The sequence below is a fragment of the Polyangiaceae bacterium genome (assembly GCA_020633235.1).
Lineage (GTDB): Bacteria > Myxococcota_A > Polyangia > Polyangiales > Polyangiaceae > JACKEA01.
The window spans coordinates 2263181-2288555 of record JACKEA010000001.1; the positions used below are offsets into that span (position 1 = coordinate 2263181).

Annotated in this window: 24 protein-coding genes and 1 tRNA gene; 15 read left to right on the forward strand and 10 right to left on the reverse strand. The window is 69.5% G+C overall.

Features of this window, described 5'->3' with window-relative positions; genetic code table 11:
- The first annotated feature begins 85 nt into the window (after positions 1-85).
- Positions 86-1207, forward strand: coding sequence for a VWA domain-containing protein (locus tag H6717_10020; protein MCB9577348.1), 1122 nt, complete (start codon positions 86-88; stop codon positions 1205-1207).
- On the opposite strand, the gene H6717_10025 is transcribed toward H6717_10020, so the two are convergent.
- Together H6717_10025 and H6717_10030 are read right to left on the reverse strand one after the other, a co-directional pair.
- On the reverse strand, positions 1204-1683 hold the full coding sequence (locus H6717_10025; protein ID MCB9577349.1) for a transposase: 480 nt from the start codon (positions 1681-1683) through the stop codon (positions 1204-1206). The two genes, H6717_10020 and H6717_10025, sit on opposite strands and share 4 nt — an antisense overlap.
- 113 nt (positions 1684-1796) lie before the next feature.
- Positions 1797-3056 (reverse strand): D-alanyl-D-alanine carboxypeptidase family protein, encoded by a 1260-nt coding sequence (locus H6717_10030; GenBank protein ID MCB9577350.1) that lies wholly within the window; start codon positions 3054-3056, stop codon positions 1797-1799.
- A 120-nt stretch (positions 3057-3176) separates the two neighbouring features.
- On the opposite strand from H6717_10030, the gene H6717_10035 reads away from it, so the two are divergent.
- The 5 genes from H6717_10035 to H6717_10055 all read left to right on the forward strand — a co-directional run bounded on the left by H6717_10035 (position 3177) and on the right by H6717_10055 (position 8658).
- Complete coding sequence (locus H6717_10035; GenBank protein MCB9577351.1) at positions 3177-4784, forward strand: gamma-glutamyltransferase family protein; 1608 nt, start codon at positions 3177-3179, stop codon at positions 4782-4784.
- Positions 4785-4786: 2 nt separating this feature from the next.
- Entirely contained in the window at positions 4787-5266 is a 480-nt protein-coding gene (locus H6717_10040) for a hypothetical protein (GenBank protein MCB9577352.1), read from the forward strand.
- Complete coding sequence (gene dinB / locus H6717_10045; protein MCB9577353.1) at positions 5263-6507, forward strand: DNA polymerase IV; 1245 nt, start codon at positions 5263-5265, stop codon at positions 6505-6507. Before H6717_10040 ends, dinB begins: the two co-directional genes overlap by 4 nt.
- A 123-nt stretch (positions 6508-6630) precedes the next feature.
- Positions 6631-8142 (forward strand): mechanosensitive ion channel family protein, encoded by a 1512-nt coding sequence (locus H6717_10050; protein MCB9577354.1) that lies wholly within the window; start codon positions 6631-6633, stop codon positions 8140-8142.
- Between the two features lie 219 nt (positions 8143-8361).
- Entirely contained in the window at positions 8362-8658 is a 297-nt protein-coding gene (locus H6717_10055) for a hypothetical protein (GenBank protein MCB9577355.1), read from the forward strand.
- 1 nt (position 8659) lies between these two features.
- On the opposite strand, the gene H6717_10060 is transcribed toward H6717_10055, so the two are convergent.
- The 3 genes from H6717_10060 to H6717_10070 are packed head-to-tail and all read right to left on the reverse strand — an operon-like array spanning position 8660 to position 10696.
- A complete protein-coding gene (locus H6717_10060; protein ID MCB9577356.1) occupies positions 8660-9463 on the reverse strand; it encodes a TatD family hydrolase in 804 nt (267 codons plus the stop codon).
- A 13-nt stretch (positions 9464-9476) separates the two neighbouring features.
- The gene (locus H6717_10065; protein ID MCB9577357.1) at positions 9477-9761 is read right to left on the reverse strand and encodes a hypothetical protein; all 285 of its coding nucleotides are present in this window, start codon (positions 9759-9761) and stop codon (positions 9477-9479) included.
- Positions 9758-10696, reverse strand: a complete 939-nt coding sequence (locus H6717_10070; GenBank protein MCB9577358.1) for a radical SAM protein — start codon at positions 10694-10696, stop codon at positions 9758-9760. Before H6717_10070 ends, H6717_10065 begins: the two co-directional genes overlap by 4 nt.
- A 73-nt stretch (positions 10697-10769) precedes the next feature.
- On the opposite strand from H6717_10070, the gene H6717_10075 reads away from it, so the two are divergent.
- Positions 10770-11531, forward strand: a complete 762-nt coding sequence (locus H6717_10075; GenBank protein MCB9577359.1) for a hypothetical protein — start codon at positions 10770-10772, stop codon at positions 11529-11531.
- Positions 11531-12190 (forward strand): histidine phosphatase family protein, encoded by a 660-nt coding sequence (locus H6717_10080; GenBank protein ID MCB9577360.1) that lies wholly within the window; start codon positions 11531-11533, stop codon positions 12188-12190. Before H6717_10075 ends, H6717_10080 begins: the two co-directional genes overlap by 1 nt.
- 4 nt (positions 12191-12194) lie before the next feature.
- Here the strand turns inward: H6717_10080 and H6717_10085 are convergent, their stop codons facing one another.
- Entirely contained in the window at positions 12195-12983 is a 789-nt protein-coding gene (locus H6717_10085) for a hypothetical protein (GenBank protein ID MCB9577361.1), read from the reverse strand.
- Positions 12984-13063: 80 nt separating this feature from the next.
- Between H6717_10085 and H6717_10090 the strand changes: the two genes are divergently transcribed.
- From H6717_10090 to H6717_10105, 4 genes are read left to right on the forward strand one after another with little or no spacing between them, the layout of a single operon-like run.
- A complete protein-coding gene (locus H6717_10090) occupies positions 13064-14425 on the forward strand; it encodes a DEAD/DEAH box helicase (GenBank protein MCB9577362.1) in 1362 nt (453 codons plus the stop codon).
- A gap of 3 nt (positions 14426-14428) precedes the next feature.
- Positions 14429-15613 (forward strand): DUF790 family protein, encoded by a 1185-nt coding sequence (locus H6717_10095; protein MCB9577363.1) that lies wholly within the window; start codon positions 14429-14431, stop codon positions 15611-15613.
- Positions 15614-15631: 18 nt separating this feature from the next.
- Entirely contained in the window at positions 15632-16033 is a 402-nt protein-coding gene (speD, locus tag H6717_10100) for an adenosylmethionine decarboxylase (protein MCB9577364.1), read from the forward strand.
- Positions 16030-17253 carry a hypothetical protein gene (locus H6717_10105; GenBank protein MCB9577365.1) on the forward strand — a complete coding sequence of 408 codons (1224 nt, stop codon included), beginning with the start codon at positions 16030-16032 and terminating at the stop codon, positions 17251-17253. The genes speD and H6717_10105 overlap by 4 nt, the downstream gene beginning before the upstream one ends.
- A gap of 52 nt (positions 17254-17305) precedes the next feature.
- Here the strand turns inward: H6717_10105 and H6717_10110 are convergent, their stop codons facing one another.
- Entirely contained in the window at positions 17306-19843 is a 2538-nt protein-coding gene (locus tag H6717_10110; protein MCB9577366.1) for a CehA/McbA family metallohydrolase, read from the reverse strand.
- An 80-nt stretch (positions 19844-19923) separates the two neighbouring features.
- Here H6717_10110 and H6717_10115 point away from each other — a divergent pair, with 80 nt between their 5' ends.
- Positions 19924-20964: a hypothetical protein gene (locus H6717_10115; GenBank protein MCB9577367.1), complete on the forward strand. Its 1041-nt coding sequence runs from the start codon at positions 19924-19926 to the stop codon at positions 20962-20964.
- A 67-nt stretch (positions 20965-21031) separates the two neighbouring features.
- Positions 21032-21445: a hypothetical protein gene (locus tag H6717_10120; protein MCB9577368.1), complete on the forward strand. Its 414-nt coding sequence runs from the start codon at positions 21032-21034 to the stop codon at positions 21443-21445.
- Between the two features lie 82 nt (positions 21446-21527).
- Here H6717_10120 and H6717_10125 read toward each other — a convergent pair.
- The 3 genes from H6717_10125 to H6717_10135 form a co-directional block, all read right to left on the reverse strand.
- Positions 21528-21600, reverse strand: a tRNA-Phe gene (locus H6717_10125).
- A gap of 93 nt (positions 21601-21693) precedes the next feature.
- Positions 21694-23850: a molybdopterin-dependent oxidoreductase gene (locus H6717_10130; GenBank protein ID MCB9577369.1), complete on the reverse strand. Its 2157-nt coding sequence runs from the start codon at positions 23848-23850 to the stop codon at positions 21694-21696.
- Positions 23847-24671 (reverse strand): Uma2 family endonuclease, encoded by an 825-nt coding sequence (locus H6717_10135; GenBank protein MCB9577370.1) that lies wholly within the window; start codon positions 24669-24671, stop codon positions 23847-23849. The genes H6717_10130 and H6717_10135 overlap by 4 nt, the downstream gene beginning before the upstream one ends.
- A 146-nt stretch (positions 24672-24817) precedes the next feature.
- Here H6717_10135 and H6717_10140 point away from each other — a divergent pair, with 146 nt between their 5' ends.
- The gene (locus tag H6717_10140; protein ID MCB9577371.1) at positions 24818-25357 is read left to right on the forward strand and encodes a hypothetical protein; all 540 of its coding nucleotides are present in this window, start codon (positions 24818-24820) and stop codon (positions 25355-25357) included.
- Positions 25358-25375: the final 18 nt, after the last annotated feature.

The following is a 25375-nucleotide window of genomic DNA, read 5'->3' on the forward strand; positions in this document are numbered from 1 at the left end:
GGAACGCGATGCAGTGCGCTATTGTTCTCGTCGCGGCGCTCGGGGCGTCGCGACGCGTGTAGACATGACTCCTACATCAGCCCGCGTGCTGGCTTTGTTCGCGCTTTTGACGGGGCCCGGCGCCTTTGCCGCCTGCGGCTCGGATGCAACGTCTCCTCCGGGATCGGGAGTCGGTGGATCCGGCGCCGGCTCGGGCGGCGGCAGCTCCGGCAGCGGTGGCGGGGGAACGTCCGGCACCGGCGGCGGGATCATCGACAGCAGTGTTCCCGATGGTCCCAACCTCGACGCCAACTGTGGCTTGGTCACCGAGAACGCCAAGAGCACGCCGCTCCATCTCTACATCATGATGGACAAGTCCTCGAGCATGGTGAACAACAAGTGGGACGCCGCCGTCGCGGGTCTCACGGCCTTCGTTCAGGACTCGGCCAGCGATGGCGTGTATGTCGGTCTCAAGTTCTTTCCTCGGGATCCGAACGGCGTGCCGCTCTGCGATCAGCCCGAGTACGCCAAGCCCGACGTGCCCTTCGGCGTGCTGCCTCAAAACGCGGCCAGTCTCGTCACCGCCCTCGGCGGCGCGAGCCCCGACGGTCTCAGCACGCCCACGTATCCCGCCCTGGGTGGCGCCATCCTTGCGGGCATCCAGAACCTGCAGAACAACCCCGGCCACGCCGCCGCGGTGCTGCTGGTCACGGACGGCGTGCCGCAGGGGCCCGCCGCCACCTGCGGCAGCGTGAATCCCGAGGACGCCGCCGTGATCGCGGGCCTCGCCGCCACCGGTCTCGGCAAGGGCGTGGTCACCTACGTCATCGGCTTGCCCGGAGTGGATCAGAGCTTCGCAAACCAGGTCGCGCTCGCGGGCGGAAGCGATGCGGCCATCTTGGTGAGCAACACCAACGTGCAAAAAGAGTTCACGGACGCCCTCGCCAAAGTGCGCGGCCAAGCGTTGCCCTGCGAGTACGATCTGCCGGAACAGGTCGGAAAGCAGTTCGACAAGGATCACGTGAACGTACAGATCACGCCGGGTAGCGGTGTGCCCGCGACGATCAAACAAACAAAAGAAAGTGACTGCGGCTCGGCTCCGGGCTGGTACTACGACGCCAGCCCTCCCACGAAGATCATCCTGTGCCCCTCGGTGTGCGCGGGGCTCAAGCAGGACTTCGGCGCGCAGGTGCAGATCGTCCTCGGCTGCCCGACGCTGATCCGCTAAAGCGTGTTGACAGTTTTGGCCAACACCGCCCTTCTCGGGCGTTGGGCATAGGCCCTTCCTGCTTCGACGAGGGTAGTTTCACGGACCACCAAGAGCGGTGGTTCGCCAGAGCTTCCCTCTCCACAGGCGTTTTGCGTCTCCGCGTGCTTCGCGGCGACAGGAGGCGAGTCTCCTTGGCCGAGTACGCGAGGGTACTGAGCCAAGCACACGGCAGCGTTCTCGTCGCGGTCGGCCTCGTGACCACAACTGCTGCAGTGAAAGGTGCGCTCCCCGAGGTCGAGCCGCTCGCCGATGGTCCCGCACGCGCTGCAGCGGCGTGTGCTGGGGTAGAAGCGGTCGGCTATGGTGAGCGTTGCGCCGTACCACTTCGCTTTGTAGGCGAGCTGTGCTCCGAACAGCGCCCAGGCGCTGTCCGCGATGGCGCGGGCGAGTCGGGTTTTGATGAGCCCCGAGATACTCAGCTTCTCGATGACCAAGTGGCCGTGGGTCTGGGCCAGTCGGCTCGATTGGCGATGGGTGAAATCGTGTCGGGGACAGGCTGCGGCTCTTGCTAGGTCTTGTCGGCGCGGCGCGGAAACGCCGCGGACGATCAGCGCTTGCAGCTCGGTCCGCGGGGAAAGCCGTTGGCCGGCGAGGACTCGAGCTTGTCCTCCACGTCGGGCGTGTAGCGGCCGTTCACCGGGATGCGATCGTCCGGGTGATTCAGGTTCCACAGCTGTTGAAAAGCGCGGATGTCGAGGTGGGGCAGCGTGGCGGCGTCCGCACCTTTGTAGTCGAAGTGGACGCGGTCGATGCTGCCGAGCCAGCGGAAGCCTTCGGCTTCCAGAGCCTTCTTCCAGGTGCCGTGCTCGCGGATGTCGAGGGCGAGGCCCGTCTCGTGGTTGCTCTCTCCCGGCGGCGTGGCGAGCTGGATGCCGCACACCTTCTTCAGGGACCAGCGCCGCAGCAAGTACTGCTGAGCCACCGTGCGCAGGGCGCTGTTCACCGTCATGGTCTGCTTCTTGTTCGCGTCGAGCGCCTTGAGCAGGTGATCCCGAGCGGGGGCTTCCAGATACAGGAACACGTTGGAGGGCGCCTTCAGGTTCGAGCGGCGGGGCACCGGACTGAAGGCGCGGGCGTCGATGCAGCGTGCCTGGGCGATGATCTGACGGCTGAGGCCGTCCACGCTGCGCGTGGAGCAGCCGCGGGAGGCGGCGTCGAGCACGGTGCCCTTGCTGGGATAGGTGCGCTTCTTCTTGGGTGGAGCGGGCTCGGAAGGCGGTTGGGGTGAGGGTTCCTCGCCCTCGAACAGCTCGCCGCTCACGGACGTGCGTTTCACCGCGGCCGCGGTGGTCTTTCCGGTGGCGGTTGCCGTGGGCACGGCGGTGGGCGCGGCTGAGGGAACGGCGGGGTTCGCGCTGGCCACACTTGCCACGGGTCCGGCGCGCTCTCGCCGTGCCTTCGAGATGATGACGACGTTCACGACGATGACGGCCACCAGCGCGACGAAAGCCACGGACAGGCCGACGGTGCGTCGCGAAACCCGGGGGATGGTGCGCGTAGCGGGCGGCGCGGACTCCGTGGCGGGCGGGGCGTCGAGCGCTTCGGCGTTCGCGGTCGCGGCGTCGGGCGGCGTCGCGTCGGCCGAGTCCGTCGCGTCGGTCGTCGTGTCGGCGGGGCTCGTAACGTCGGCCGAGTCCGTCGCGTCCGTCGTCGTGTCGGCCGGGCTCGTAACGTCGGCCGAGTCCGTCGCGTCCGTCGTCGTGTCGGCGGGGCTCGTAACGTCGGCCGAGTCCGTCGCGTCGGCGAGGTCCGCCGCGGGCGCCGCGCCGCTCTCCGCGGGGTCCGGCTTCGTCGACTCGTCCGCCATGGGCCCCGCGCGTTACCGCGAACGTGGCGTCAGAGCAAGGTGCGAGCTCGGGCGGCTTTTTCGCGCGGCGCGTGACGGCGGCTCGCGGGCGACGCTGAAAAGCCTGTATCGTCTCCGGCGATGAGCGACCTTCGCACCTGGCGCACCGCGGCCATGGGCCGCCGCGGCGCCGTCGCCTCCAATCACCCGCTGGCCACGGACGCAGGGCTGACGGTGCTGAAGAACGGCGGGAATGCCTTCGACGCAGCGGTCGCCGTGGCCACCACCATCGCCGTGGTCGAGCCGCAATCGAACGGCGTGGGGGGCGACGCGTTCTTCCTCCTGTGGCAGGCGTCGGAGGAGCGCGCGACGGTGATCCACGCGGCAGCCCCCGCGGCGGCCGCCGCGACGCCGGAGCTGTACCGCGACGGCATTCCCCACACCGGCGCCCTCGCGGCCATGCCGCCGGGAGCGCCCGCGGGCTGGCTGCACCTGGCCAACCGCTACGGCACGCGGCCCGCGAAGGAGCTGTTCAAGGCCGCGGTGCACTACGCGCGAGAAGGCTTTCCGGCGTCGCGCCGCTTTTGCCAGGACGCCGCCTTGTTCCAGGCCGCGCTGGTTCGGGATCCGGGCTCGGCCGCGACCTATCTGCGGGATGGCCTGCCGCCCAAACCCGGGACTCCGATCAAGAACCCAGCGCTTGCGCGCACCCTGGAGGCGCTCGCCTTTGGCGGCGATCGCGCGCTGTTCGGCGGCGAGCTGGGCAAGGATCTGGTCGCCTTCGTCCGAGCTCAGGGCGGCGTGATCAGCGAGGAGGACCTCGCGGTGCACCAGGCCGAAGAGCACGAGCCGCTGAGCGTGAGCTACCGCGGCCTCACGGTGTTGAACGCGGCGCCACCGAGCATGGGGTTCGCCCTGCTGCTCGAGCTGAAGATCGCCGAGGCTTTCGAGCTGGACAAGCTCGATCCCTTCGGTGCGGATCTGGTGCACACCCTGGTGGAGGCGAAGAAGCTCGCCTTCGCCGAGCGCGAGGAGTTCGCGGGGGATCCGGCCCACGTGGAGGCGCCCTTCGGTGTGCTCCTCGGTGAGGATCACGGCCGGGAGCTCGCCCAGCGCATCGATCCCAAGCGCGCGCTCTCCATCCCCGGCCGTCCGACGCGCGAGGGGGACACCACGTACTTCTGTGTGGTCGACGGCTGGGGCAACGCCGTGAGCGGCATCCAGAGCATCGCGAATCCTTTCGGGGCGGCGTGCCTCGACCCCAAGACGGGCATCCTGCTCAACAGCCGCATGGTGTGGTTCCACACCGAGCCGGACCATCCGAACGTGGTCGCGCCGCGAAAGCACGTGCGCAACACCATCAACCCGCCGATGGCCATCAAAGACGGCTCGGTGCGCGCGGTGTGGGGCACGCCGGGGGGCGACGCCCAGGTGCAGGTCAACCTGCAGACGTTGATCTACGCCAAGGAGTTCGCCTTCGACCCGCAGCAAGCCCTGGAAGCGCCGCGCTGGACGCACTTCCAGCCCGGAACGGGATCGTACTACCCGCACGTGGACGTCGATCAGCTGGTGATCGAGTCGCGCTTAGCGCCGGAAGTGTTGGACGAGCTCAGCGCCCGGGGTCACAACCTCACCGTGGTCGGACCTCTGGAGGGCAGCTGCGCAGCGTCGATGATCCTGCGGGACGCGAGCGGGCTCTTGTCCGCGGGGGCGGATCCGCGCCGCGACGGGTGGTCCGCGGCTTTCTGATCATGGCCTACCGCGAGCGCACGGACCCGAAGAGCATCGCCACCGAGCGTTTCCTGGCGGCAACAGAGCGAGAAACGCGGGCTCTCGCGGCGCAGGCGCGCTGCCGAGCGAGCGTTTCGCGCGGGGAGGTGGACCTCGAGCGCGCGCGCAGCGAGGTGGGGCGTTGCGTGGCGGCGCTCCGTCACTTGGAGGCCGTGGCTACCACCCGGGCGCTCACGCCCGAGGCAGAGCTGGGCGAGCGCATGGCCGCGATCGAGGAGCACCTGCGACAAGCCCTACAGCTGTCCTTCAGCGACGATCTCGAGGCCGAGCAAGGGCGCCTTGCCGCGGCGCGAAATCAGGCGGAGGAGGGCATCCTGCGCGCGGAAGAAGCGCTCGCCATCGCCCGCGCGGGACTGGCGGACGCGCTGCGGGAGCTGAACCTTGCGCGGCGGGAGCGCGACGCCGCTCGCGCGGAGCTCGCGCGGCTGAGCACGCCGTGACCCGCGCCCGCTGGATCCTCCACGCTGACATGGACGCGTTCTACGCGTCCATCGAGCAGCGAGACAATCCGGAGCTTCGAGGCAAGCCGGTGATCGTAGGCGCCACCAGTGCGCGCGGCGTGGTGGCCGCGGCGTCCTACGAAGCGCGACAATTCGGCGTGCGCTCGGCGATGCCGGGCTTTCGCGCGCGAGAGCTCTGCCCGCACGGGGTGTTCGTGCACAGCAGCATGCACAAGTACTCCGCCGTCAGCGCCGAGGTCCACGCGGTGTTCGAAGAGTTCTCGCCGGACATCGAGCCGCTGGCGCTCGACGAAGCGTTCATCGACATCACGGGTTCGGTGGGGCTTTTCGGCGGTCCCTTGGCCCTCGGCCGGCGCTTGAAGGAGCGCGTGCTCGAGGCCACGCGGCTGAACGTGAGCGTGGGCATCGCGCCCAACAAGCACGTCGCCAAGATCGCCTGCACCCTGGGCAAGCCCGACGGCATCTTGCTGGTACCGCCACAGGCCGTGCGGTGGTTGCTCGATCCCTTGCCGGTGCGCCGCCTGTGGGGCGTGGGGCCGGTCCTCGGAGAAAAGCTCGCGTCCCGCGGCATTCGGACCATCGCGCAGCTGTCGCGGGCCGATCCTTCACTGCTCCGGGATCTGGCCGGCAGCCGCGCCGGGGAGCTCGTCGCGCTGGCCCGCGGAGAAGATCCCCGGGACGTAGTGAGCGACCGCGTTCCCAAGAGCTACGGCGAGGAGAACACCTTCGAGAGCGACGTGAGCGACCGCGAGGTCGTCACCGCCACGCTCACGGCCCACGCCGAGGCCGTCGCCCGCCGCGTGCGCAAGGACGGCTTCGTCGGCCGCACCGTCGCCTTGAAGATCAAGCTCGGTCAGCGCCGCGGGCAGCGCAGCGCGCGCATCGGGGGCGAGAGCGGCGAGCCCATCTATCCCGTGCTCTCGCGACAGAAGACCCTCGCCACGCCCACCGACGACGGCGCCGTGATCCGCGAGGCCGCCGTCGACCTGTGGGACACCGCCGCCGTCGCCGAGCCCGTGCGCTTGCTCGGTGTTTCTCTCAGCGGTCTCGAACGCCGCGATCGCGAGCAGCTCGAGCTGTTCGCCCCGCCCCGACCCAAGGACAAGCTCGGTCCCGCCCTCGACGCCATCCAAGCGCGCTTTGGCCAGGGCGCCATCCGCCGTGCCGTGGACGAGCCCGACAAGATCACGCCGAGCATGCAGAAGAAGCGCGGCGAGTAGCGTTTCCGCGGCGAGCCAACAAAACCAAGCTGCTGCCAGCCTGGCGTTTTCTTGTTGGTTCGCCGCGGAAACGTCGCACCCCTCGCCAGCGGCGCGGGCCTCGGATAGATCTCGCTCTTCTCCATGGGCGCCTGGGACCGGATCCTGCACGGCGGCGAGCTGGCCTCCTTCGGCGGCTTCGGCGTGATCACGGCCGCCGTGCTGATCCTCGCGACGTGGGCGCTGATGCCGCGCACCGATCGCAAGAAGCTGCGCCTGCCGATCGCGCTTCTGGCGCTGAACCTGGTCGCCGTCGCGCTCCGAACTGTGCTGAGTGAGGACTCGGCCGCGCAGAAGCCGCTGCACGTGATCGCGGTGTTCTTCCTCCTCAGCTGCATCGGCCGCACCGGCTTCCTGCTCACGGTGGATTGGCTGCTCGGGACGCGCCTCAAGCAGCCGCTGTCCAAGATCTTCCGCGACATCATCCAGGTGCTGGTGTTCGTGGCGGTGGCGCTGCTCACGCTGCGCTCGATGGGCCTCGAGCCGGGCTCGCTCTTGACGACCTCCGCGCTGCTCACCGCGGTCATCGGTCTTTCGCTGCAAGAGACGCTGGGTAACCTGTTCGCGGGGCTCGCGATCCAGGCGCAGCGACCGTTCTCCGTGGGGGATTGGATCCAGTTCGAGAACGACGCTTCGCTCGTGGGGCGGGTCACCGAGATCAACTGGCGTGCGACCAAGGTGCTCACCAACGACATGGTCGAGGTGGTGGTGCCCAACGGCATCTTGGCCAAGGCGCCCATCCGCAACTACACGCAGCCCACCCGCGTGAGCCGGCGCATCGTCACGGTGCAGGGTCCCTACGAAGCGCCGCCGCGGCAGGTGAGCAAGGCCATCCTCGAAGCCGCCCGCGGCGTGGACGGCGTGCTGTCCGTGCCGCCGCCGGAGGTGGAGGTGCTGAGCTTCGGCGACAGCGGCATCGACTACCGCCTTTTGTTCTTCATCGAACGCTTCGAGCGGCGTTTCAAGGTGGAGAGCGAGGTCCGCGCTCGCATCTGGTACGCGCTGAAGCGGGCGGACATCAGCATCCCGTTCCCCGTGCGCGACGTGCGGGTGACGGACATGAAGGACGTTGCCACGAGCGAAGGCCCGCCGGAAGAAGCGCTGGATGCCCTGAGTCGCGTCGACTTCTTGGCGGCGGTGCCGAAGGAGCTGATGCGGGAGCTCGCCTCCCGCGTGCGCGTGAACACCTACGTGCCCGGCGAGACGGTGATCTACCAGGGGGACGAGGGCAGCGAGCTGTTCATCGTGCTGTCCGGAGAGCTCGAGGTGCTGGTGGAACAGGCTCCGCGCGAGCCGGAGCCGGTGGCGCGGCTCTCCGCCGGTAGCCTGTTCGGCGAGATGTCGTTGATGACCGGCGAACGGCGGAGCGCCACCGTGCGCGCTGTGAGCGAGTGTGATCTGCTGGTGGTGGGGCACACGGCGTTCCGGCGCATCTTGTCGGCGTCGCCGGACCTGGCGGAGCAGATCAGCGAGGTGCTGCTCAAGCGCCAAGCGGAGCTCATCGATCGCGCGGCCGCCGCCGCCGCCGCGGAGGCGCCCACCAGCGCCCGGCGCCAGCAGCTCCTGAGCCGCATTCGCGACTTCTTCGCGCTATGAGCGAGGCCTCTGGCTTCGGCGAACCGAAGCAACGTCCGCGCTACTGCCGGTGCGGAGCAGTGACGTGGAGGGCACCAGCCGTCCATGGAGGGGGCGGGACGACCGGGACGACCAGCGGGCGCCGCGCACACGCCGCGAGGCGTGCTTCCGCGGCGTAGCGGCATGATCGCTGCAAGAAGTCGCCCTGGCACGCTGTCGTGCCAGGGAAGGACCTGTTTCATGAAGACTTCGATGACTTGCTTGATGGTGCTGTTGGCGATGGGCGGCTGTAGCTCCGGAGGCGACGACGGCGGCGGATCGAGCGCGACGGGCTGCGCGAAGCTGTGCACGCACACCAATACAGCCACCTCGAGCCAGGTGAACTGCGTGGCGACGCAGGCGGTGGCGAAGGGCTACGACTGGCCGGCGGATCCGGTGTGCGCGAACATCCAAACGGAGTCGCAGTGCAACACCTGCACCGTGAACCTCTCCATGAACGACGCGGACTGCTCGGCGATCGAGCAGAGTTGTTTCTGAATCAAGGCGCTGAGCCGAACAGGCGCTCGAAGTTCTCCGAGAGCGTGCGGGTCACGCTCTGGAGGGGCTCGCCCCAGAGCTCGGCAGCGAATTCCGCGGTGCCGCGCACGTTCTTGGGCTCGTTGTCCTGTTCGCGATCGGGGCCGAGGTACGGGCAGTCCGTCTCGAGCAGCACGCGCTCCCGGGGCAGCGTCTGGAGCATGCGCGTGAAGGCTTCGTTCTTGCGGGCGTTGGCCGGGATGGACAGGTAGTGCCCGTGCTCCGCGATGCGGCGTGCGAGCTTCACGCGACCCCCGAAGCAGTGCCAGTTCACACGCTGAGCGCCCATCTCCTGAAGGATCTCGAAGCAGCGCGCCTCACGCTTGCGGGTGTGGATGATGATGGGCTTCTCGGCGTCGAGGGCGATGGCTACCAGCTGGCGGAACACCTGCTCTTGGCGTTCCCACAGCTCGCCAGGCACCCAGTAGCCGTCGAGACCGATCTCGCCCACGGCGATGGCTTCGCCCACGTGGGCGCCCACCCACTCGATGGCTTCGTCTGCGGGCACCGGATCGTCGTCTCGGGGGTAGTCGATGCCGGCGGCCATCATCTCCGGCAGCACCGCGTCCACTGGGTACAGGCCGAAAGCCGGACGCACCAGCGCGGAGCGGGCTGCGAGCGCTCGCACCCGCTCGTTGTCCGTGGGGTTCAGCCCATTGCTGATGATGGTGGTGACGCCCGCGGCTCGAGCCTGCTCGAGCACGTCGTCCACTCGGGGGAAGAGACGCGGGTGCGTCAGGTGTGCGTGGACGTCGAACAGACCCATGAGCGCCAGGAGCTTAGCCGAAGAGCCACTGGAGCACCGCCACGAGCACGGCCAGCGCCAGGATTGGGCCAACGACCCAGCCCAGCACCGTCCACCAGCCGCTGGAAAGGGAGCGGCCGCCGCGGCGATCGCAGGCGAGGCAGATGGCCCACACCTTGGCGCCGCCTTCGGTGAGCACGCAGCAATCGCCGCACACCGGCTCGTGGCAGCGGGCGCAGGGGCCGACGGCGAGGGCGCCGCAGTGTTTGCAGTGCGCGGGCCCCGGCCCGTCGTCGTGGCCGATGAGCTCCGGCATCAGTCGATCACGTGGAGCCGGCTGGGGGAGCGCTGGTCCAGCCGCTCGAGGCCGGCCTCGAAGAACAGCTCCCGCGCGCGGCGCATCTCCGCGTCCGTCGGCCGGCGATGGATCTCGGGATACTGCTCGCTGTCGTACTCCGGGCGGTACTGTCCCATCACGTTGACGTAAGTTTGGGGCGAGATCTCGTCGTGCAAGAAGCGGAAGATGTCACGGCTCTCGTCGAGCAGGCCGGGCATCACCAGGTGGCGCACGAGCACGCCCCGGCGCGCGAGGCCGCGCTCGTCCAGGGTGAGGGGACCGACCTGCCGGTGCATCTCGGTGACCACACGCCGGGCGACCTCCGGGTAGTCCTTGGCCTTCAGGTAGCGGCGGGCGCTCTCCCGAGTCCACACCTTGAAGTCCGGCATGTAGATGTCGACGATGCCGTCCATCCAGCGCAGGGACTCCATCGAGTCATAGGCGCTGGTGTTGTACACGATGGGCAAGCGGAGGCCCCGCTCGATGGCGATGGGCAGCGCTTCCAAGATCTCCGGAACCACGTGCTCCGGGGTCACGAAGTTCACGTTGTGGCAGCCCTGCTCCTGCAAGTCGATCATGGCGGCGGCCAGCCTCTCGGGTGAGAGCTCTCGCCCTTGGCCGGCCTGGGAGGTGTCGTGGTTCTGACAGAACACGCACTTCAGGTTGCAGAAAGAGAAGAAGATGGTGCCCGAGCCCTTGGTCCCGCGCAGGCAGTCTTCTTCGCCGAAGTGGGCGAACCAGGTGCTGACCCGGGCCAAGCGACCCGTGGCGCACACTCGGGTCTCTCCCGCGAGCCGATCGATGCGGCAGTTCCGCGGGCAGATCTCGCAGCGTGCGAGCGCCGCCACGGCGTCGCGCGCACGAGCGCGAATGCCGTCAGCTCCCAGAGCCAGATACGCGGGCCAGGTCACGGGCACAGGGTGACGAAAGCGGCGAGAGACGGCAAGGGCGCTTGCGCGACGCCCCAGCCTCGACAATGCTCGCGGATCGATGCGCGGAGTATGGCTATCTCTGGCTTTGGTCACCCTGGCTTCTTGCTCGTCACTGGGCGCCGTGCGCTTCGACGGTCACGCCAAGGAGCCGCTCACGACCGCCGGCCAGGTGGAGGACGTGAGCGCGCTGCCCACCGGCTACGACGCCCTCGGCGAGATCGCGGCCCACTGCAACTACTACGAGGGCCAGCGCCCACCGGACGGCGCGCCGCTTTCGGACGTGGACTGCTCGGAAGCACGGCTCACCCGCGCGATTCGCGAAGGGGCGGCGGAGGCCGGGGGCGAGCTGCTCGTCGGCCGGCGCTGCCGCTCCACGGTGGTGCACGAGGACGAGGACTCGCTCCGGATGTCCGTCTCGTGCACGGCAACCGTCGCGCGCCCCGATGAAGACACGCTGGCGGAGCGCGGCCTGGTCGCCCCGCGCGGGACGCGGGACGAGCTCTCGGCGCGCGAAGCCTGGCGCATCCGAGTGCGCTTCACGGACAGCGGCAAGGTCCTGCGTTCTCCGCGCAAGGTGGACTACGTTCGCGAGGTGGGCGACATGCCAGTGAGCAACGTCCGCATCGGGGACGTGATCACGGAGTGCGACGACACCTGCAACCGCGCGGCGGTACGCCACGGACTGCTCGTGGCGGCGGGGCGCTTCGGTGCCACCGACGTGGTGGGGGTGCGCTGCGCCGAGCGCAACAGTGGCTACTTCTGCACCGGCACCGCCACCGCGTACGAAATCGATCCCACGCTGGATCCCGCCGCGCGCTGATGTTCCTGCTCTTTGTGCGCCACGGCGAGAGCGAGGGCAACTCTGCCGGCTTGATGCAGGGGCGCGGAGACTTTCCCCTCACCGAGCGCGGACGGAACCAAGCGCTGCGGGTGGGTGCTTGGCTCCGGGAGCACGACGTGGGCTGGGACGCGGCGTACGTGTCGCCCCTGACGCGGGCGCGTCAGACGGCGGACATCATCGTGGCCCAGGCCGGGGGGCCCGCACCCGTCGTGGAGCCGGATCTGGCGGAGGTGACGGTCGGCTCCCTGGAAGGCCTGAACCGTGAGCAGATCGCCGAGCGCCACCCGGATTTTCTGACGCGGGAGCTCGAGAAGCTCGGAGACTTCGCGGCCTACGGCGGAGAGAGCTACGACGACATCCAAGCGCGTGTGGGCCGCGTGGTCGACAAGCTCTCGGCCTCGCATCGCGAGGAGCGCGTGTTGCTCGTCGGCCACGGCGGTCTCGGCTTCCACCTGCTGAAGTCTTTGGTGTGCGAGCCGGTGCCGCTGGTGTGCATCCTGCGCCTCGGCAACTGCACGGCCAGCCTGGTGCGCATGAGGGAGCGCCGTGGCGTGTTTTTCGGCGAGCTCGTCTGGCACGTGCCGGTGGAGCTCATGGGCGGCGTGGACGAGCGGGACGTGGGCGCGCTGTTTCGCTGACGCGCTACTTCTTCTTCAGCGGCTCGAGGGCATCCCGCAGGTGCGGGGGCAGGCTCACCGCCTTGTAGCGGCGGACCTCGGGTTCCCCGCCGGAAACGGCCGGCCGCACCGGGGGCGGCGGACGCGACGGCGCGGGCGGACGCGAGGGTCGTGGCGGTCGCACTGGGGCTGGAGGCTGGGCGGCGCGCGTCGCGCGCAGCGGCAAGGGCGGGGGACGCTTGGGCGCCTTCGGGATGGAGGGCGGCGCGCTGCTGATGATCTCCGGCAGCTTGCGTCCGCCACCGCTCAGGAAGGGCAGCAAGCTGTCGCTGATGGCGGACAAGCTCGGCGGCAGGCTGTCCCGCCGCGACTGAGCCGTGGAGCGGAGCTCGACGCGGCGCTCTTCTACCTCGCCGTCGACCAACAAAGGGAGCACCAGATCCGGCTGCACCGCCAGGGCGCGGCGAAACTCGGCGAAGGGCACGTCGATGCGCAGCGGCCCGAGCATGCGTTGCACCGTGAGGCCGTCGTCCACCATGACCTCGAGGACGGCGAGCTCGTCGTCGCCGATGAGCCGCACCACGAGCTCGCCGTCGAGCCAATCCCGGCCGGCCATGTGCGCCAGCACGATCATGATCTTCGGCGCTCCGCGGTTCGGGCTCGCCACCTCCGCCATGCGCTCCAAGAGGGCCAGCGCCTTCTTGCGGGGGCTCGGGTCGTTCATGCTGCGGGCCGAGGACAGCGCCTCGGCGATGGTGTCGTCGCCCACGTCCAGACAGCTCTGGATGTTGCCGTAGTCCGGGGCCGCGACCATCGCCCCCGAGTGTAGCGTGCCGTGGTTCGGCCCGTCACCCGCTGGACGAGGCGGGGTGTCGGCGATATGCGCTCTGGCCGATGGTGGCGCTGGATTTCGTGGCCGGCACCCTGGAGCTCCGCGGCGCGGACGCCGGGGTCGAGCTCCCGCGGAGCTTCCGCTGGGACGCTCGCGCGGCGTGTCATCGCGCCCCGGCCCTGGACTACGCCGAGCTCGTGCTCGCCCTGCGGCGCCAGGAAGTCCCCCTCGAGGATCACGCGCGGCGCTATCTGGAGCTCGAGCTCGGCGCGCGGCTGCATCGCACGCCGCGGCCGTATCAGAAGGCGGCGCTGGCGGCGTGGCGCAAGGCGCAGGGGCGCGGCGTGGTGGTGCTGCCCACCGGCGCCGGCAAGAGCCACGTGGCGGTGATGGCCATCGACGACCGACGACGCAGCGCCCTGGTGGTGGTGCCCACGCTGGATCTCGTGCGCCAGTGGTACGATCTCCTGCGCACCAGCTTTGGTGTACCCGTGGGCATCGTGGGGGGCGGCGAGCACACGGTGGAGCCGCTCACGGTCACTACCTACGACTCGGCATACATCCACATGGAGCACCTGGGGGCGCGCTTCGGCCTGGTGGTGTTCGACGAGTGCCACCACTTGCCCGGCGCGACCTACCAGCTGGCCGCCGAGCTGTGTCTGGCGCCGTTTCGCTTGGGGCTGTCCGCCACGCCGGAGCGCGCCGACGGGCGCGAGGCCGCACTGGCTCGCTTGATCGGCCCCGTGGTGTTCGAGAAGCCGATCCTGGATCTCAGCGGCGAGTACCTCGCGGACTACGAGACCGAGCGCCTGAGCGTGGAGCTGTCCCCCGCGGAGCGCGAGGAATACGAGGCGGAACGAGGGATCTACACGGGGTTTCTGCGGGCCCAGGGCATCCACATGTCGGGCGCTTCGGGCTGGAGCGACTTCGTGATCCGATCGAGCCGCAGCGAGGAAGGCCGGCGCGCCATGCGCGCCTATCGCCGGCAGCGGGAGATCGCCTTTGCGGCGCCGGCCAAGCTCGACGTGGTGGAGCATCTGCTCTCCGTCCACCGCGCCGACAAGACCCTGATCTTCACCCAAGACAATGCCACGGCCTACGCGGTGTCCCGGCGCTTCCTGGTGCCTGCCATCACCCATCAGACGAAGGTCCGGGAGCGCAGCGACATCCTCGAGCGCTTCTCCGACGGGCGCTATCGCGTGGTGGTCACCTCCAAGGTGCTGAACGAAGGCGTGGACGTCCCGGATGCCAGCGTCGCCATCGTGATCAGCGGCAGCGGCTCGGTCCGCGAGCACGTGCAGCGTCTCGGCCGCATTCTCAGGCCGCGGGACGACAAGCGTGCGGTGCTGTACGAGCTCGTGAGCGAGCGCACCAGTGAGTCGTTCACCAGCGAGCGGCGGCGGGAGCACGATGCCTATCGGTGAGCGATGCTGACGCCGGAGCTGGTGCTCACGCGCAGGAAGGGCGGACGGCTACAGGTGGCCACGCTGTCGGCGAAGGAGCGCGCGCGGGCTCTGGAGGTCGCCGAGCTGGTGCTCTCGGCGGCGCAGGCGGCGGAGGGCGGGAGCCGCGGCGAGCTCAAGGCAGCCTGGGCCGAGATCGGGCTTTCTGGCCGGGAAAAGAAGCTGTTCGACGGCTTCTGCAAGCTGGTGGAAGACGCGGCGGAGCTCGACAGCGAGGCGCCGGTGGATCCGGTGGAGCTCCGGCGCGCGGTGTTCACGCAGGCGGCAGAGGCGCGGGCCGCGGACGCCTTCGACCGCGAGCGCGTGCTGGCCGAGGCGGCGCGGAGCTTCGGCATCGAAGCGCCGGAGTCGGTGATGTACGCAGATCTGAAGAGCGAGCACCGACTGGTGCGCGTACCGCAGCTGAGCCCCGAAGCGCTCCTCGAACGCTATCAGACGGGATCGCGGCAGGCGGTGCTGTTGCGCGCCGTGCGGGTGGTGGCGGAAGTGCGCGGCGCCGCGCCGGAGGCGTATCGCGCGCTGTTCTCCAAGCTCAAGTTCCGTCGCCTCCTGCATCGCATCGAGCCGCTGGCTGACGGCGGCTATCGCATCACCATCGACGGGCCGTTCAGCTTGTTCGACAACGTCACCAAGTACGGGCTCGCGCTCGCGCTGGTGCTGCCGGTGCTAGAAGAGTGCGGATCGCTGGCGCTGGAGGCGGAGCTCCGCTGGGGGCCGCGGCGCGAGCCGATCGTGTTCGAGCACCGCCACCGCGGTCCCGCCGAGCCCGATGCCGCGCCCCTGCCGGACGAGGTGGCCGATCTCCAAGCCGCCTTCGAGCGGCTGGGCGGGCCGTGGGCTGCGGAGCGCGCGACGGAAATCCTGAACCTGCCGGGCGTGGGGCTGTGCGTTCCGGACTTGACCTTCGTGCACGCCGAGAGCGGGCGTCGCGTGCACCTGGAGGTGCTCGGCTTCTGGAGCCGAGACGCCGTGTGGCGGCGCGTAGAGCTGGTGGAGCAGGGCCTGCTGGAGCGCGTGGTGTTCGCCGTCAGCAGCCGCCTCCGGGTCAGCGAAGAAGTGCTGGGCGATGCCGAACACGCCGCGCTCTACGTGTACAAGGGCGCCATGAGTGCCAAGGCCTTGCTGCGCCGGCTCGACGCACTGGCCTGAGGGATGTAAAAGAAGGACGTGATCAGCACCCGCGCCCGGCACTTGCTCGCCGAATATCACGGCTGCGACTGCACCACGTTGAACGACGTGGAAAAGGTACGAGCGCTGATGCGCAGGGCCGCGGAGGCCGCGGGCGCCACCGTCGTCGCCGAGGTGTTCCACGAGTACCGGCCCCAGGGCGTGACGGGCGTCGTGGTCATCGAGGAGTCGCACCTGTCGGTGCACACCTGGCCGGAGTGCGGCTACGCAGCCGTGGACTTCTACACCTGCGGCGAGTCCATTCCGGAGCGTGCCGACGCCGTCCTGCGAGAGGGCCTATCCGCGGAGCAGGCGGAGGTCATGATCGTGGATCGCGGCCTGGATACCCTGGCCGTGGCTCGACACGACCCACGTCGGGACCTGAAGCTCGCCGGCGAGTGATGCGCCCGACAATTCTGGCTCTTTCTCTGTTGCTCTTTGCCCACGGCGCCGCCGCCCAAACGCTGGGCGAAGCCGTGGGGGAGCATGTCGGCGAGAACCTGAAGACGAAGAAGAAGAAGAAGCCCAAGAAGAAAAAGAAGCCCGCGCCGCCGCCGCCGGCATGGCACCCGCCGCCGCGAAGCAGCGCGCCGCCGCCGCCTCCCAAGAAGGAGGAGCCCAAGGGACCGTCGCTTCCATATCGTGTCTTCGTTCCGAGCTTCCAGCTCGACCCCATGTGGAGCGTCGCCTACCGCGGTTGGCGGCCCCAGGACTTTCCGACCATGACGGTCGAGACGGAAGCAGCCGCGACACTTTCTGTCGGTGTGTCGGCGAAGATCTTTCGCGTCATCAACATCCACCGCGCCTACTACGAGTCCAACGCCATCGCGTCTCCTCGCCGGCAAGGCGCCACCATCGCGGTCAAGAGCGCCAGTAGCGCGCCGGCCGCGGCGTGGCTCTTGGGCGCCATCGGCATCGACGTGAACTGGGTCCTCGAGCCCATCATCCGCTACGAGACCCGCGCCTTCGAGAGCGAGCTCACACCCACCCAGCCGGTGCGCATCATCCCGCACTCCGCCGACAAGAACGCGGATCTTTCCACTTTTCCGCTGACCACCGAGAAGCTTCGCATGACCAGCGCCTTCGAGACGCTGATCTTCGCCCTGCGCTACCACCACGACAACGACCCCAGTGGCCTGATCCAGACGGACGGTGGCACGCTGCCGCCCATTTACTTCGGCGTGGGCCTCGTCAGCTACTCCAAGCCCTACATGGTGCGCGTGGGAAGCGCCGTGCTTTCCGACCTGGTCTTCGACGCGCGCTTGAAGGGCGCCGGGCTCGCGCTGGGCGCCGACTTCCCGATGAAGCCGGATCGCTTCTTTGCCAGCATCAGCACGCAGCTGGGCGTGGGACAGGTGGATCTCACTCACAATTTCACGCTGAACGAGACGCTGCCGGACGGCTGGCTCATCGGCTACGCCCAGGGCGAGCTCTCGGGCGGCTATCTGTACCCCTTGCTCCGCACGCGCCCCACGCTCCTCGCCGGCATCGAAGCCTCCGTGGGCGGCGCGACGTTCTTCTATTTCAAGGCTTTCTCCAGCGAGGACGAGGAACGTCAGAGCCCCCCGTTGAACTGGGATCTGCTGTGGGGAGCGCGCGTGTTCTTGACCTTGCCGCTTTGATGTCGCTGCAGCGCGGAACCTCGCGCCCGCGCGGTTCCGCGCTGCAGCGACATCATTTGGCAGCATCCGGGAGGGGCGTTTCAGGGCCCGCGTCGGAAGCGGCGTCCGCTGCCGCATCTGCGCCGGCGTCGCCGTAGCTGCCGTCGCCGTCGGCGTCGATCCACACGGGATTCGTGAAGGCGAGGGGAGCGGCGTGCACGCCGGGGAGCACGTCGTCGAGCTCGCGGCTGCCGCGCACGACGACGACGACCCAGGTGTCGCGCGCCACGGCGACGCGCGTCTGCCAGGTGAGTCGGAGCGGCGCCGTGGGGGCAGCCACGCGCTCGGTCTCGGCCACGCGCTCGCCGGCGATCCACACCTCGGCGCGGGTGATGTCGATGAACGCGGGCGCCTGCACCGACACTTGAACGCTCACTTCACCCTCGTCGGCGACGGCGAGCCCCCCCGGCTCCTGGCCGCCCACGCGCACGTCCAAGAACGGGCCGTTGCTCACGAAGGCGCGGCCTCCGCGGAGCGCCGAGACGATCTGCTCCGCGGTCACGTGCCCCGGTCGGTCGTCGGGCACCCGCAGATAGGTTCGCGGGTAGCCGGCCCACTCGCGGCTCAGCTGATGCGAGTCGGAGTTACCCATCGCCGTGTAACGATGCCCTGCTTCCAGAAGTCGAAACCACTCTCGCAGGTTCTCGTCGATCACCTTCGGCTGCCCCAGCTCGAAGCCGTTCACCACCTCCAGGGTATCGAAGTCGAAGCTGAAGCCTTCCGCTCCGGCCTCCATGCTGCCGGAGTCGAGCTCGGCGCGGTTGAAGTAGCCGATGTCCGCCATGCGCGGGTGGTTCACCTGCACCAGGACGCCCGGGGCAAGCTCGCGCACCCGTGCGAACAAGTCCCTGGGCAACAACTCGCCGGTCGCGGGCAGCCCGGCGTCGAGCGGGTACGGATACGCGTTGAAGTGCCCCCAGCGCGTGGTGGTGAGCTCCACGCCCGGCATGGTGGCCAATCGCGACTCGGCATCGAAGCCGCGGAGCGTGGGCGCGTAGTCCGTGACGTGGTTGTGATCCGTGGGCACCGCCACCTCGATGCCGGCAGCCACCAGTGCGGTCACGCGGTCCTCCAGGCTGACGCTGGAGTCGTGGCTGGGCGCGGCATGCAGGTGGAAGTCGCCGGCGATCCAGCCCGGCGAGTCCACTTTGCGCGGCAACACGGCGCGCACCGTGGCTCCGGCCTCTGCGGTCACGCTCACGGCCTGTTCCCACAGCGCGTACTCGGGACCGTGGGTGAACAGCATGCGGTAGCGCCCGGGCGGCAGCTCCACGCGGCCTTCACCCGTCAAGGTGTAGCCGGCGTGGCCCGCGCCCTCGGCGCGCTCCGCGGGGCCGAAGAACGGCGTCTTGGTCGGCGGGATGCCGCGCACCAACCAGCGCGCGGCCAGCGGTGCCTGCTCCGAATCCACCACGGTGAAGCGCAGCATGCCGGGTTCCGGTGGGATCAGGCGCACCTCCCGCGGATCACTGCCGGGCTCCAGCGTGACGCTCTCGCTGTCCTCGCCGCCCGGCGCGCGCAGCAGCAAGCGGTACTCGCCGGGGGGCAACGGCAGCTCGAAGCTGCCGTCCCGTTGGGCGCGGACGGTGAGCACGGGTTTGCCGTCCGGGTGCTCGGCTTCGACGGTGGCCCAGCTGGGAGCGGGATCGAGCTTGCCCCGCACCACGCGCACGTCCTTGCCCGACAGCTTCCACGCCACCCGCGCGACGCCGGCGAGCCCTCCCGGCGCGACGACGAGGTAGCGGGTCACTTCGCGGGACGCGCCCGCTGCGAGCTCCGCCGCGCGGGTCATGGCGCGCTGATCGCGCGGTCCGATGGGATCGAAGCGAAACTCCACGTCCGCTCCGTCGGGGTAGGCGAGGGCGCTCGAGAACAGCTGGCCCCGCCGCGCGATCCACGGCACGCGCTCTCGCGCCGCAGCCTCCACGAAGCCGAGCCGCGGCGCAAAGGTCGCCGCACCGGGCCAGCTCACCTCGTCTCCCACCGCCAGCGCCGCGAGAGGAGTCTTCTGGGTGTTGGTGATCCGCGTGACCAACGCGGCCCGCTCACTCCCCGGAGTGAGCTCGACGCGGGTCGCGAGCTCGAGCGCGCCATCGAAGCTCTCTTGCTCGACCAGCAAACGCGGCGTTGGGCCATCGAGCAACGGACGCACCCCCTTCATCTTCAGCGGCTGGTCCACGCCGGCGAGCTCCACCACCGTGCGCAGACCGAGCAGGTGATCGGTGTGGAAGTCTCCCACCGATACGTCCAACATCGCACCATGCCGCAGCTGACGCTCCACACCGGCCGCGTCGGCTCCCATGCTCAGGGATAGCCCTTTGGTGGCCAGTAGCCAGTCGCCGATCTGCGCCTGAACCGCAGGACCGGGTTCCAAACCCGGCGCCACGACATGAGACAAGGTGACGCCACCCTTCGTCACGGGCTGCGACAGAGCGACCGCTTCGTTGTCGGAACAGCCGTTGCGAATCAGCGTCACGATCGCGACCGTGGAGAAGGCGGCGAGCAGCGCTGCTAGAAGATGATGCCGCCGGTGCGACGCGGGCGTGGTCACGGTCTGCGTCCATGATGGTGGGCGTCGTCGCGATTGGCAACGCGGTGGCGCGCGGAGGGCGCCGCGGGTATCTTGTGCGCGTGTCGGGGCTTCGCTTTCGTACCCAGCTTGTCGCGCTGGCGCTCTTGATCGCGCCGGCTTGCGCCAAGAGCGAAGGCATCACGCCGGATCTGTCGACCGGAGGAACGGGCGCTGGCGGTGCGGACGCGAGCGTCGGCGGGCAAGCGGGACAGGCCGGTAGCGGCGGCGGCGCGGGCATCGGCGGCGGAAGTGGCGGCACCGCTGGGGATGGCGGCAGCGCCGGCACTATGGGCGGCGCCGCTGGCGTGGGGGCGAGCGGCGGAACCGGAGCGACGGGAGGCACGGGCGGAAGCGGCGGCGCGGCGGGCGGAAGCGGCGGCGCGACGGGGGGCACGGGCGGAAGCGGCGGCGCGACGGGCGGCACGGGCGGAACGGGCGGTAGCGGCGGCTTCGCCGGTTGCCCCATCACGAGCTACGACTTCGCGTCGTGCACCGGCTTCACCGCGGGGGGCACCAAGAGCGACTGGCAGTGCGGCGTGCCCTCCAGCGGCCCAGGCGCCGATCACACCGGCGGCGGCCAGTGCTGGGGCACGAACCTGTCCGGCAACAGCAACAACTGCGCGGACTCGACCCTCACTTCGCCGGTCATCGATCTCAGCGGCGCGAGCGGCTTGGCGCTCCGCCTGCAGCTCTACCAGTGGTACGACTTCCGAGCCTGCAACGCCGGCAACGCGCTGTGCAGCCTGGTGTGCGCCTTCGACAAGTCGACCTATTCCGGCGGCATCGTGGAAGTGTTCGATGGTTCGAGCTGGCAGAAGCTGAACCCCACCACCGGGTACGGCAGCACGCCGGTAGACTGCTACTCCGTCAGCGCCGAGGGTGGCGTCACCTGTCAGCCGTGCGCCCTGGACGGCGTCAACGGCTTCAGCGGTGCCACCGGCGGCTGGGTCCCGGTGGAGTTCGACATCTCGAGCTACGCCACGGCGAGCTTCCAGTTCCGATTCCACTTCGCCAGCTACGACAGCGAGTTCTTGTGCCATCCCGCCAAGGCCGGCTGGTACGTGGACGACATTCGCGTGGCCAAGCTCTCCTGCCCGTGACGGTATCGCGCCGCCCCGACATGCTTCGGATTGAGCTGCCGCAGGCCGTGGGCTAGCGTGGCGAATCGTGCCGGCATCTCAGCGCAAGCTCTGCGAGTTTCCCACCGTGGGCGACAGCGACGGTTGGGCCGTGACGCGTCAGGGCGACATCGTGCTCGTGAAATTCAAGGGTCGCATGACCGGCGCCGACGGTGCCCGCTCGGCGAAACGCGCCTTCGAGCTCGCCGGCGACGACACCGTGGACCTGGTGGGCGACCTGCTGGAGCTCGAGCACTACGAGCCGCAGGTGCGCAGTGACTGGCAACGCATCGCCTCGCCCCACAAGAAGCAAGTGAACGCGGTGTGCGTGGCCGCGCAGAAGTCGCTGGTGCGCATGGGCGTGCAGGCCTTCGGGCTGTTCGTCGGCATTCCCACAAAGGTGGTGGGCACGCGCGCGGAGATGGAACGCTGCGTGTTGGATCTGATGAGCCGGCGCCACTGACGGTTTCATGTCGGTCCGGCGCGATGCCCGGCGCGCTTCGTGCGTTTCCGCGGCGGCCCGACAAGGATCTCTGGAAGCAGGGTGTCCGGGGACGGAATTGAACCGCCGACACGTGGATTTTCAATCCACTGCTCTACCAACTGAGCTACCCGGACGAGAGGGCCGGAACCTTTAGCGCAATCCCCCGGCAGCGCGCAACAAGGTCGCGCAGGGGCGTGAGGGCCAGCGCGAAACCGGCGGGAAAGTCGCTACTCCGCGCCTTCTGCGCGGGACTCGGCGGTCCGGATGCGCGCGACGGCTTCGACCTCCACCGGCATGCCGACGAGCCAAGCCATGCCGCTCAGGGGGTCGACGGCCCTCGCGCCGCCGGCGGCCAGCTGATTGACGTTCTGTCCGCCCCGCGCCTTGGCCGTGCTCCAGCTGCTGCCGGCGACGTGACCGTAACCGTGGGGTACGGCCACGACCCCGGGGCCGAGCTCCGCGTTGACCCGGGCGGGCAGCTCGACGGAGTGCCCGTTGGCCGCGATGCGCACGCGGTCGCCGTCGCGAATGCCCAGGCGGCGCGCGTCCGCTTCGGACAGGTGCGCCGCGTGCTCGGGGGTGCTGAGGCGAGGGTTGTCGTGCATCCAGGAGTTGTGCCCGAGGCGCTCGCGCTTGCTGATCAGCCGCAGCTGCTGCGTCTCGGTGAGGGATGCCTCGAGCTCGTCCAGACGGCGCCACACTTCCGTGGGGTACAGCGCCACGCGCTTGTCCGGCGTGCCGATGCGGCGAGCCAGGAAGTCCCCCGGGCGCTCGCGATGCGACAGCTCGATGCCGTGAGGGTGGGCCGTGAGGGCCTTCTTGGGGCGGAGGCCCAGCGCGGGAGCAAGGAGCGGCAGTGCCAGCGCCTCGGTGCCGCCCGCGCGCAGCGCTGCGCGGGTCGCGAGATCTGCGGCGCGGTTTCCGAACAGCGGCAGGCCGGCGGCGCGGGCGATGTCCGCCAAGATGCGCCACTCCTGCCGGCGCTCGGCGCGCGGCGACACGACGGCGTCGCTCCACTGCACGTAGGGTGTGGGCTGGAGCTGCAGCTGCGCCAGAGGAAAGTCTTCCCGCTCGAGAAAGTCGGTCGACGGCAAGAGGTGCGTGGCGTGTGCGCCAGTGTCGTTGACGAACAGATCCACGCTGACGCACAGCTCGAGCTTCGCGAGGGCGCGCGAGAGGCGGTCTCCGTCCGGCGCGCTCAACACGGGGTTGCCCGCCACCACGATCAACGCGCGGATCTGCTCGGGACCGGGCGTCAGGATCTCGTCGGCGAGGATGGGCGTCGGCAAGGTGCCGAGCACCGGCGAGAAGCCGCCGATGCGGCTCTTCCAGTGGGGTTCGCGATCCAGGCCGATGAGCCGCGCGAGGCCGGCGGTGTCCGCGGCGCCGCGGATCATCAGCGCGCCGCCCGCCCGGTCGAGGTTGCCCGTCAGGAGCTCGAGGGCGATCTTGGCGGCGTAGGCGATGTTTCCGAAGCGACCCTGATTCACGCCGGTGGACACGTGACAGAAGGCGCCCTCGGCGGAGGCGAAGGCGCGCGCGAGCTCACGGATGCGTTCGGCCGAGACGCGGGTGGCGGCGCTCACGTGCTCTGGCGTGAAGCGCGCCGCCGCTCGGCGGAGCTCGGAGACGCCCGTCGCGTGGCGCTCCGCCATGGTGTGATCGAGGAGATCTTCGTCGAAGATCACGTTCAACAGCGCGAGCAAGAACGCCGCGTCGGTGTCCGGCGCGATGGCCACGTGCTCACCCACCAACTGCGCCGTCTCGCTCTTGCGCGGATCCACCACCACCACACGGCCGCCGCGCGCTTCGATGGCCTTCAGACGCGCGACCATCCGAGGCGCATTCACGAAGGAGCTCTGGCTCACGCTCGGGTTCGTGCCCAAAAGCAACGCGAAGCGCGCCCGATCCAGATCGGGCACCGGGTGAGTGCCGGCGCTGCCCAGCATGTGGCGCGCGACGACGAACTTGTTGTTGCAGTCGAGGGAGCCGGCGGAAAAGTAGTTGCGGGTGCCCAGGGCCTGCACGAAGGCCATGCCGTACACCGGCAGGGTGTAGCTGAAGGCCGCTGGATTTCCGACGTAGATGCCAATGGCGTGGGGCCCGTGCTGGTCGCGAATGCTGCGGAGCTTGTCTCCGATCTCGCGCGTGGCGTCCGTCCACGACACGCGTTCCAGACCCTCTGGGCCGCGGCGCTGGGGATGGTTCAGCCGACCTGGGCTCTCGTGGACTTCGCGGAAGCGGGTGCCCTTGGCGCAGGCGAAACCGCGGCTGACGACGTGCTCCTTGTCCGGGCGCAGGGCCACGACGCGATCCCCCTCCACGTCCGCAAGCATTCCGCAGGCCGCTTCGCAGATGCGGCAGTACGTCACCTTCGTGTTCACGATCCCCCGTCTCCTTCCAATCGACGTTCCAGCGCTTCGAGGCGAGCACGGAGCTCGCGTTCGGCCTCCAGGGCGCGTTCTTTCTCTGCGCGCTCGCGTTCTTTCTCTGCGCGCTCGCGTTCTTTCTCTGCGCGCTCGCGTTCTTTCTCTGCGCGCTCACGTTCGCCGTGGGCGCTCAGCTCCTCTTCGCGCGTCTGCCACGGCTCGTTGCCCGCGCGATCGTGACTGAAGACCAGCTCGCCGTCGTTCGCCGAGAGCCAACAGCCGAGCACCTCGGAGAAGATCGGCCCGTCCGTGGCGGCGACGCGGTCGAAGGCGCCGCAGGCGTCCCGGCGCCAGAGCTGCAGTAGGATTGGCCCACCCAGGGACGCCGGGCCCGCCAGACGGGGGTCGAACACCACGAGCTCTTGGGTCCTGAGCGCCGCGTAGCGCTCGTGGACGTCTCGGTAGTCCTTGTGGGGGTGATTGGCGCTGACGACCTCGAAGCAGATAGTGGGCGGTAGGTGGCCCGGCTTCCACAAGCACAGGCTGCCGAGTTGCTCGACCTTCGGCGGTGGCGGGTCGAGCACGCACACGTCAGGGTCGATGCCGATCTGCGGCGCGCGTTCGAGCCAACGAACGGCAAGGTTGCGAGCGATGCGCACGGGGCGCGGCAGGGCTTGGGCCCAGTTGTCGAGCACCGCCCGGATGCGCTGGGCGGTGTGATCGTGAGGAATGGACTCTGGCACGGTGCCCTCGGGGAGCACCCACTGCTCGGGCTCGGGGCGAACCCGATACCGCAGCGTCACGAAGCTCGCGGGATCGTCCACGAGGTCGAGCATAGCTCGGGAGGGGTGCATGCGGGAGGTCACAGCAGGCGACGTGCCGACCACGAATGTCCGCGGATTCGTTGGATCCGAGGGGTGGCGGCCAGTGGCGGCTGGCGGCGAATGGCCAGCGCCGTGGGGCTTTGCTACTGGGCTCGACGATGCGACGCCTCTTGCTCGCGCTCTGGCTATCGTCGTGTGCGGTCTCGCCACCGCCTCCGGAGGTCCGTGCAGCGCCTGCGTCGCCCATGGCAGCACAAACGCCCGCCCCCAACTTCACGGACGACTCCCCCGGGCCGCCGGACGATCCGCTTTGGCAGCGCGCGGGCCGCGCGGACGCCATCGATCTGGCGGCGTTGGCGGAGCGTGAGGGCGCGACCGGCCTCGAGGCCCAGCTCGGGCGCGGTGGGAGTGCCGGGCGCACGGCCCTCTTGGCGTTGCCCTTTGCACCGGACGCCGAGCTCGCGGCCGGCCGGCTGTGCCGGCTGGCCTCGGAGGTGGACTCGCCCTCGCGACCGCTGGTGCTTTTGGCGCTCCACGGGGTGCTCTCCCGACCGCCGCCCGGAGAGCGGCTGGACGCCGCGGGGCTCCGCAGGTGCCAAGAGTTGCTCCGCGATCTCGCCGCGCGGCCGGCGCTGCCGCCGAGCGATCGCGACCACGTCGCTGCCGCCCGCGCGCTCCTCGAGCAGCAGCTCCAGTGACGGAAAGCGGCGGACTTC

Bases quoted from the DNA above. Each gene is read 5' to 3' on its own strand.
- H6717_10085 (MCB9577361.1), bottom strand. From the start codon at position 12,983: ATGGTCGCGGCCCCGGACTACGGCAACATCCAGAGCTGTCTGGACGTG.
- H6717_10135 (MCB9577370.1), bottom strand. From the start codon at position 24,671: ATGCTCGACCTCGTGGACGATCCCGCGAGCTTCGTGACGCTGCGGTAT.
- H6717_10075 (MCB9577359.1), top strand. From the start codon at position 10,770: ATGCGCGGAGTATGGCTATCTCTGGCTTTGGTCACCCTGGCTTCTTGC.
- H6717_10055 (MCB9577355.1), top strand. From the start codon at position 8,362: ATGAAGACTTCGATGACTTGCTTGATGGTGCTGTTGGCGATGGGCGGC.
- H6717_10080 (MCB9577360.1), top strand. From the start codon at position 11,531: ATGTTCCTGCTCTTTGTGCGCCACGGCGAGAGCGAGGGCAACTCTGCC.
- H6717_10050 (MCB9577354.1), top strand. From the start codon at position 6,631: ATGGGCGCCTGGGACCGGATCCTGCACGGCGGCGAGCTGGCCTCCTTC.
- H6717_10060 (MCB9577356.1), bottom strand. From the start codon at position 9,463: ATGGGTCTGTTCGACGTCCACGCACACCTGACGCACCCGCGTCTCTTC.
- H6717_10095 (MCB9577363.1), top strand. From the start codon at position 14,429: ATGCTGACGCCGGAGCTGGTGCTCACGCGCAGGAAGGGCGGACGGCTA.
- H6717_10040 (MCB9577352.1), top strand. From the start codon at position 4,787: ATGGCCTACCGCGAGCGCACGGACCCGAAGAGCATCGCCACCGAGCGT.
- H6717_10030 (MCB9577350.1), bottom strand. From the start codon at position 3,056: ATGGCGGACGAGTCGACGAAGCCGGACCCCGCGGAGAGCGGCGCGGCG.
- H6717_10140 (MCB9577371.1), top strand. From the start codon at position 24,818: ATGCGACGCCTCTTGCTCGCGCTCTGGCTATCGTCGTGTGCGGTCTCG.
- H6717_10035 (MCB9577351.1), top strand. From the start codon at position 3,177: ATGAGCGACCTTCGCACCTGGCGCACCGCGGCCATGGGCCGCCGCGGC.
- H6717_10090 (MCB9577362.1), top strand. From the start codon at position 13,064: ATGGTGGCGCTGGATTTCGTGGCCGGCACCCTGGAGCTCCGCGGCGCG.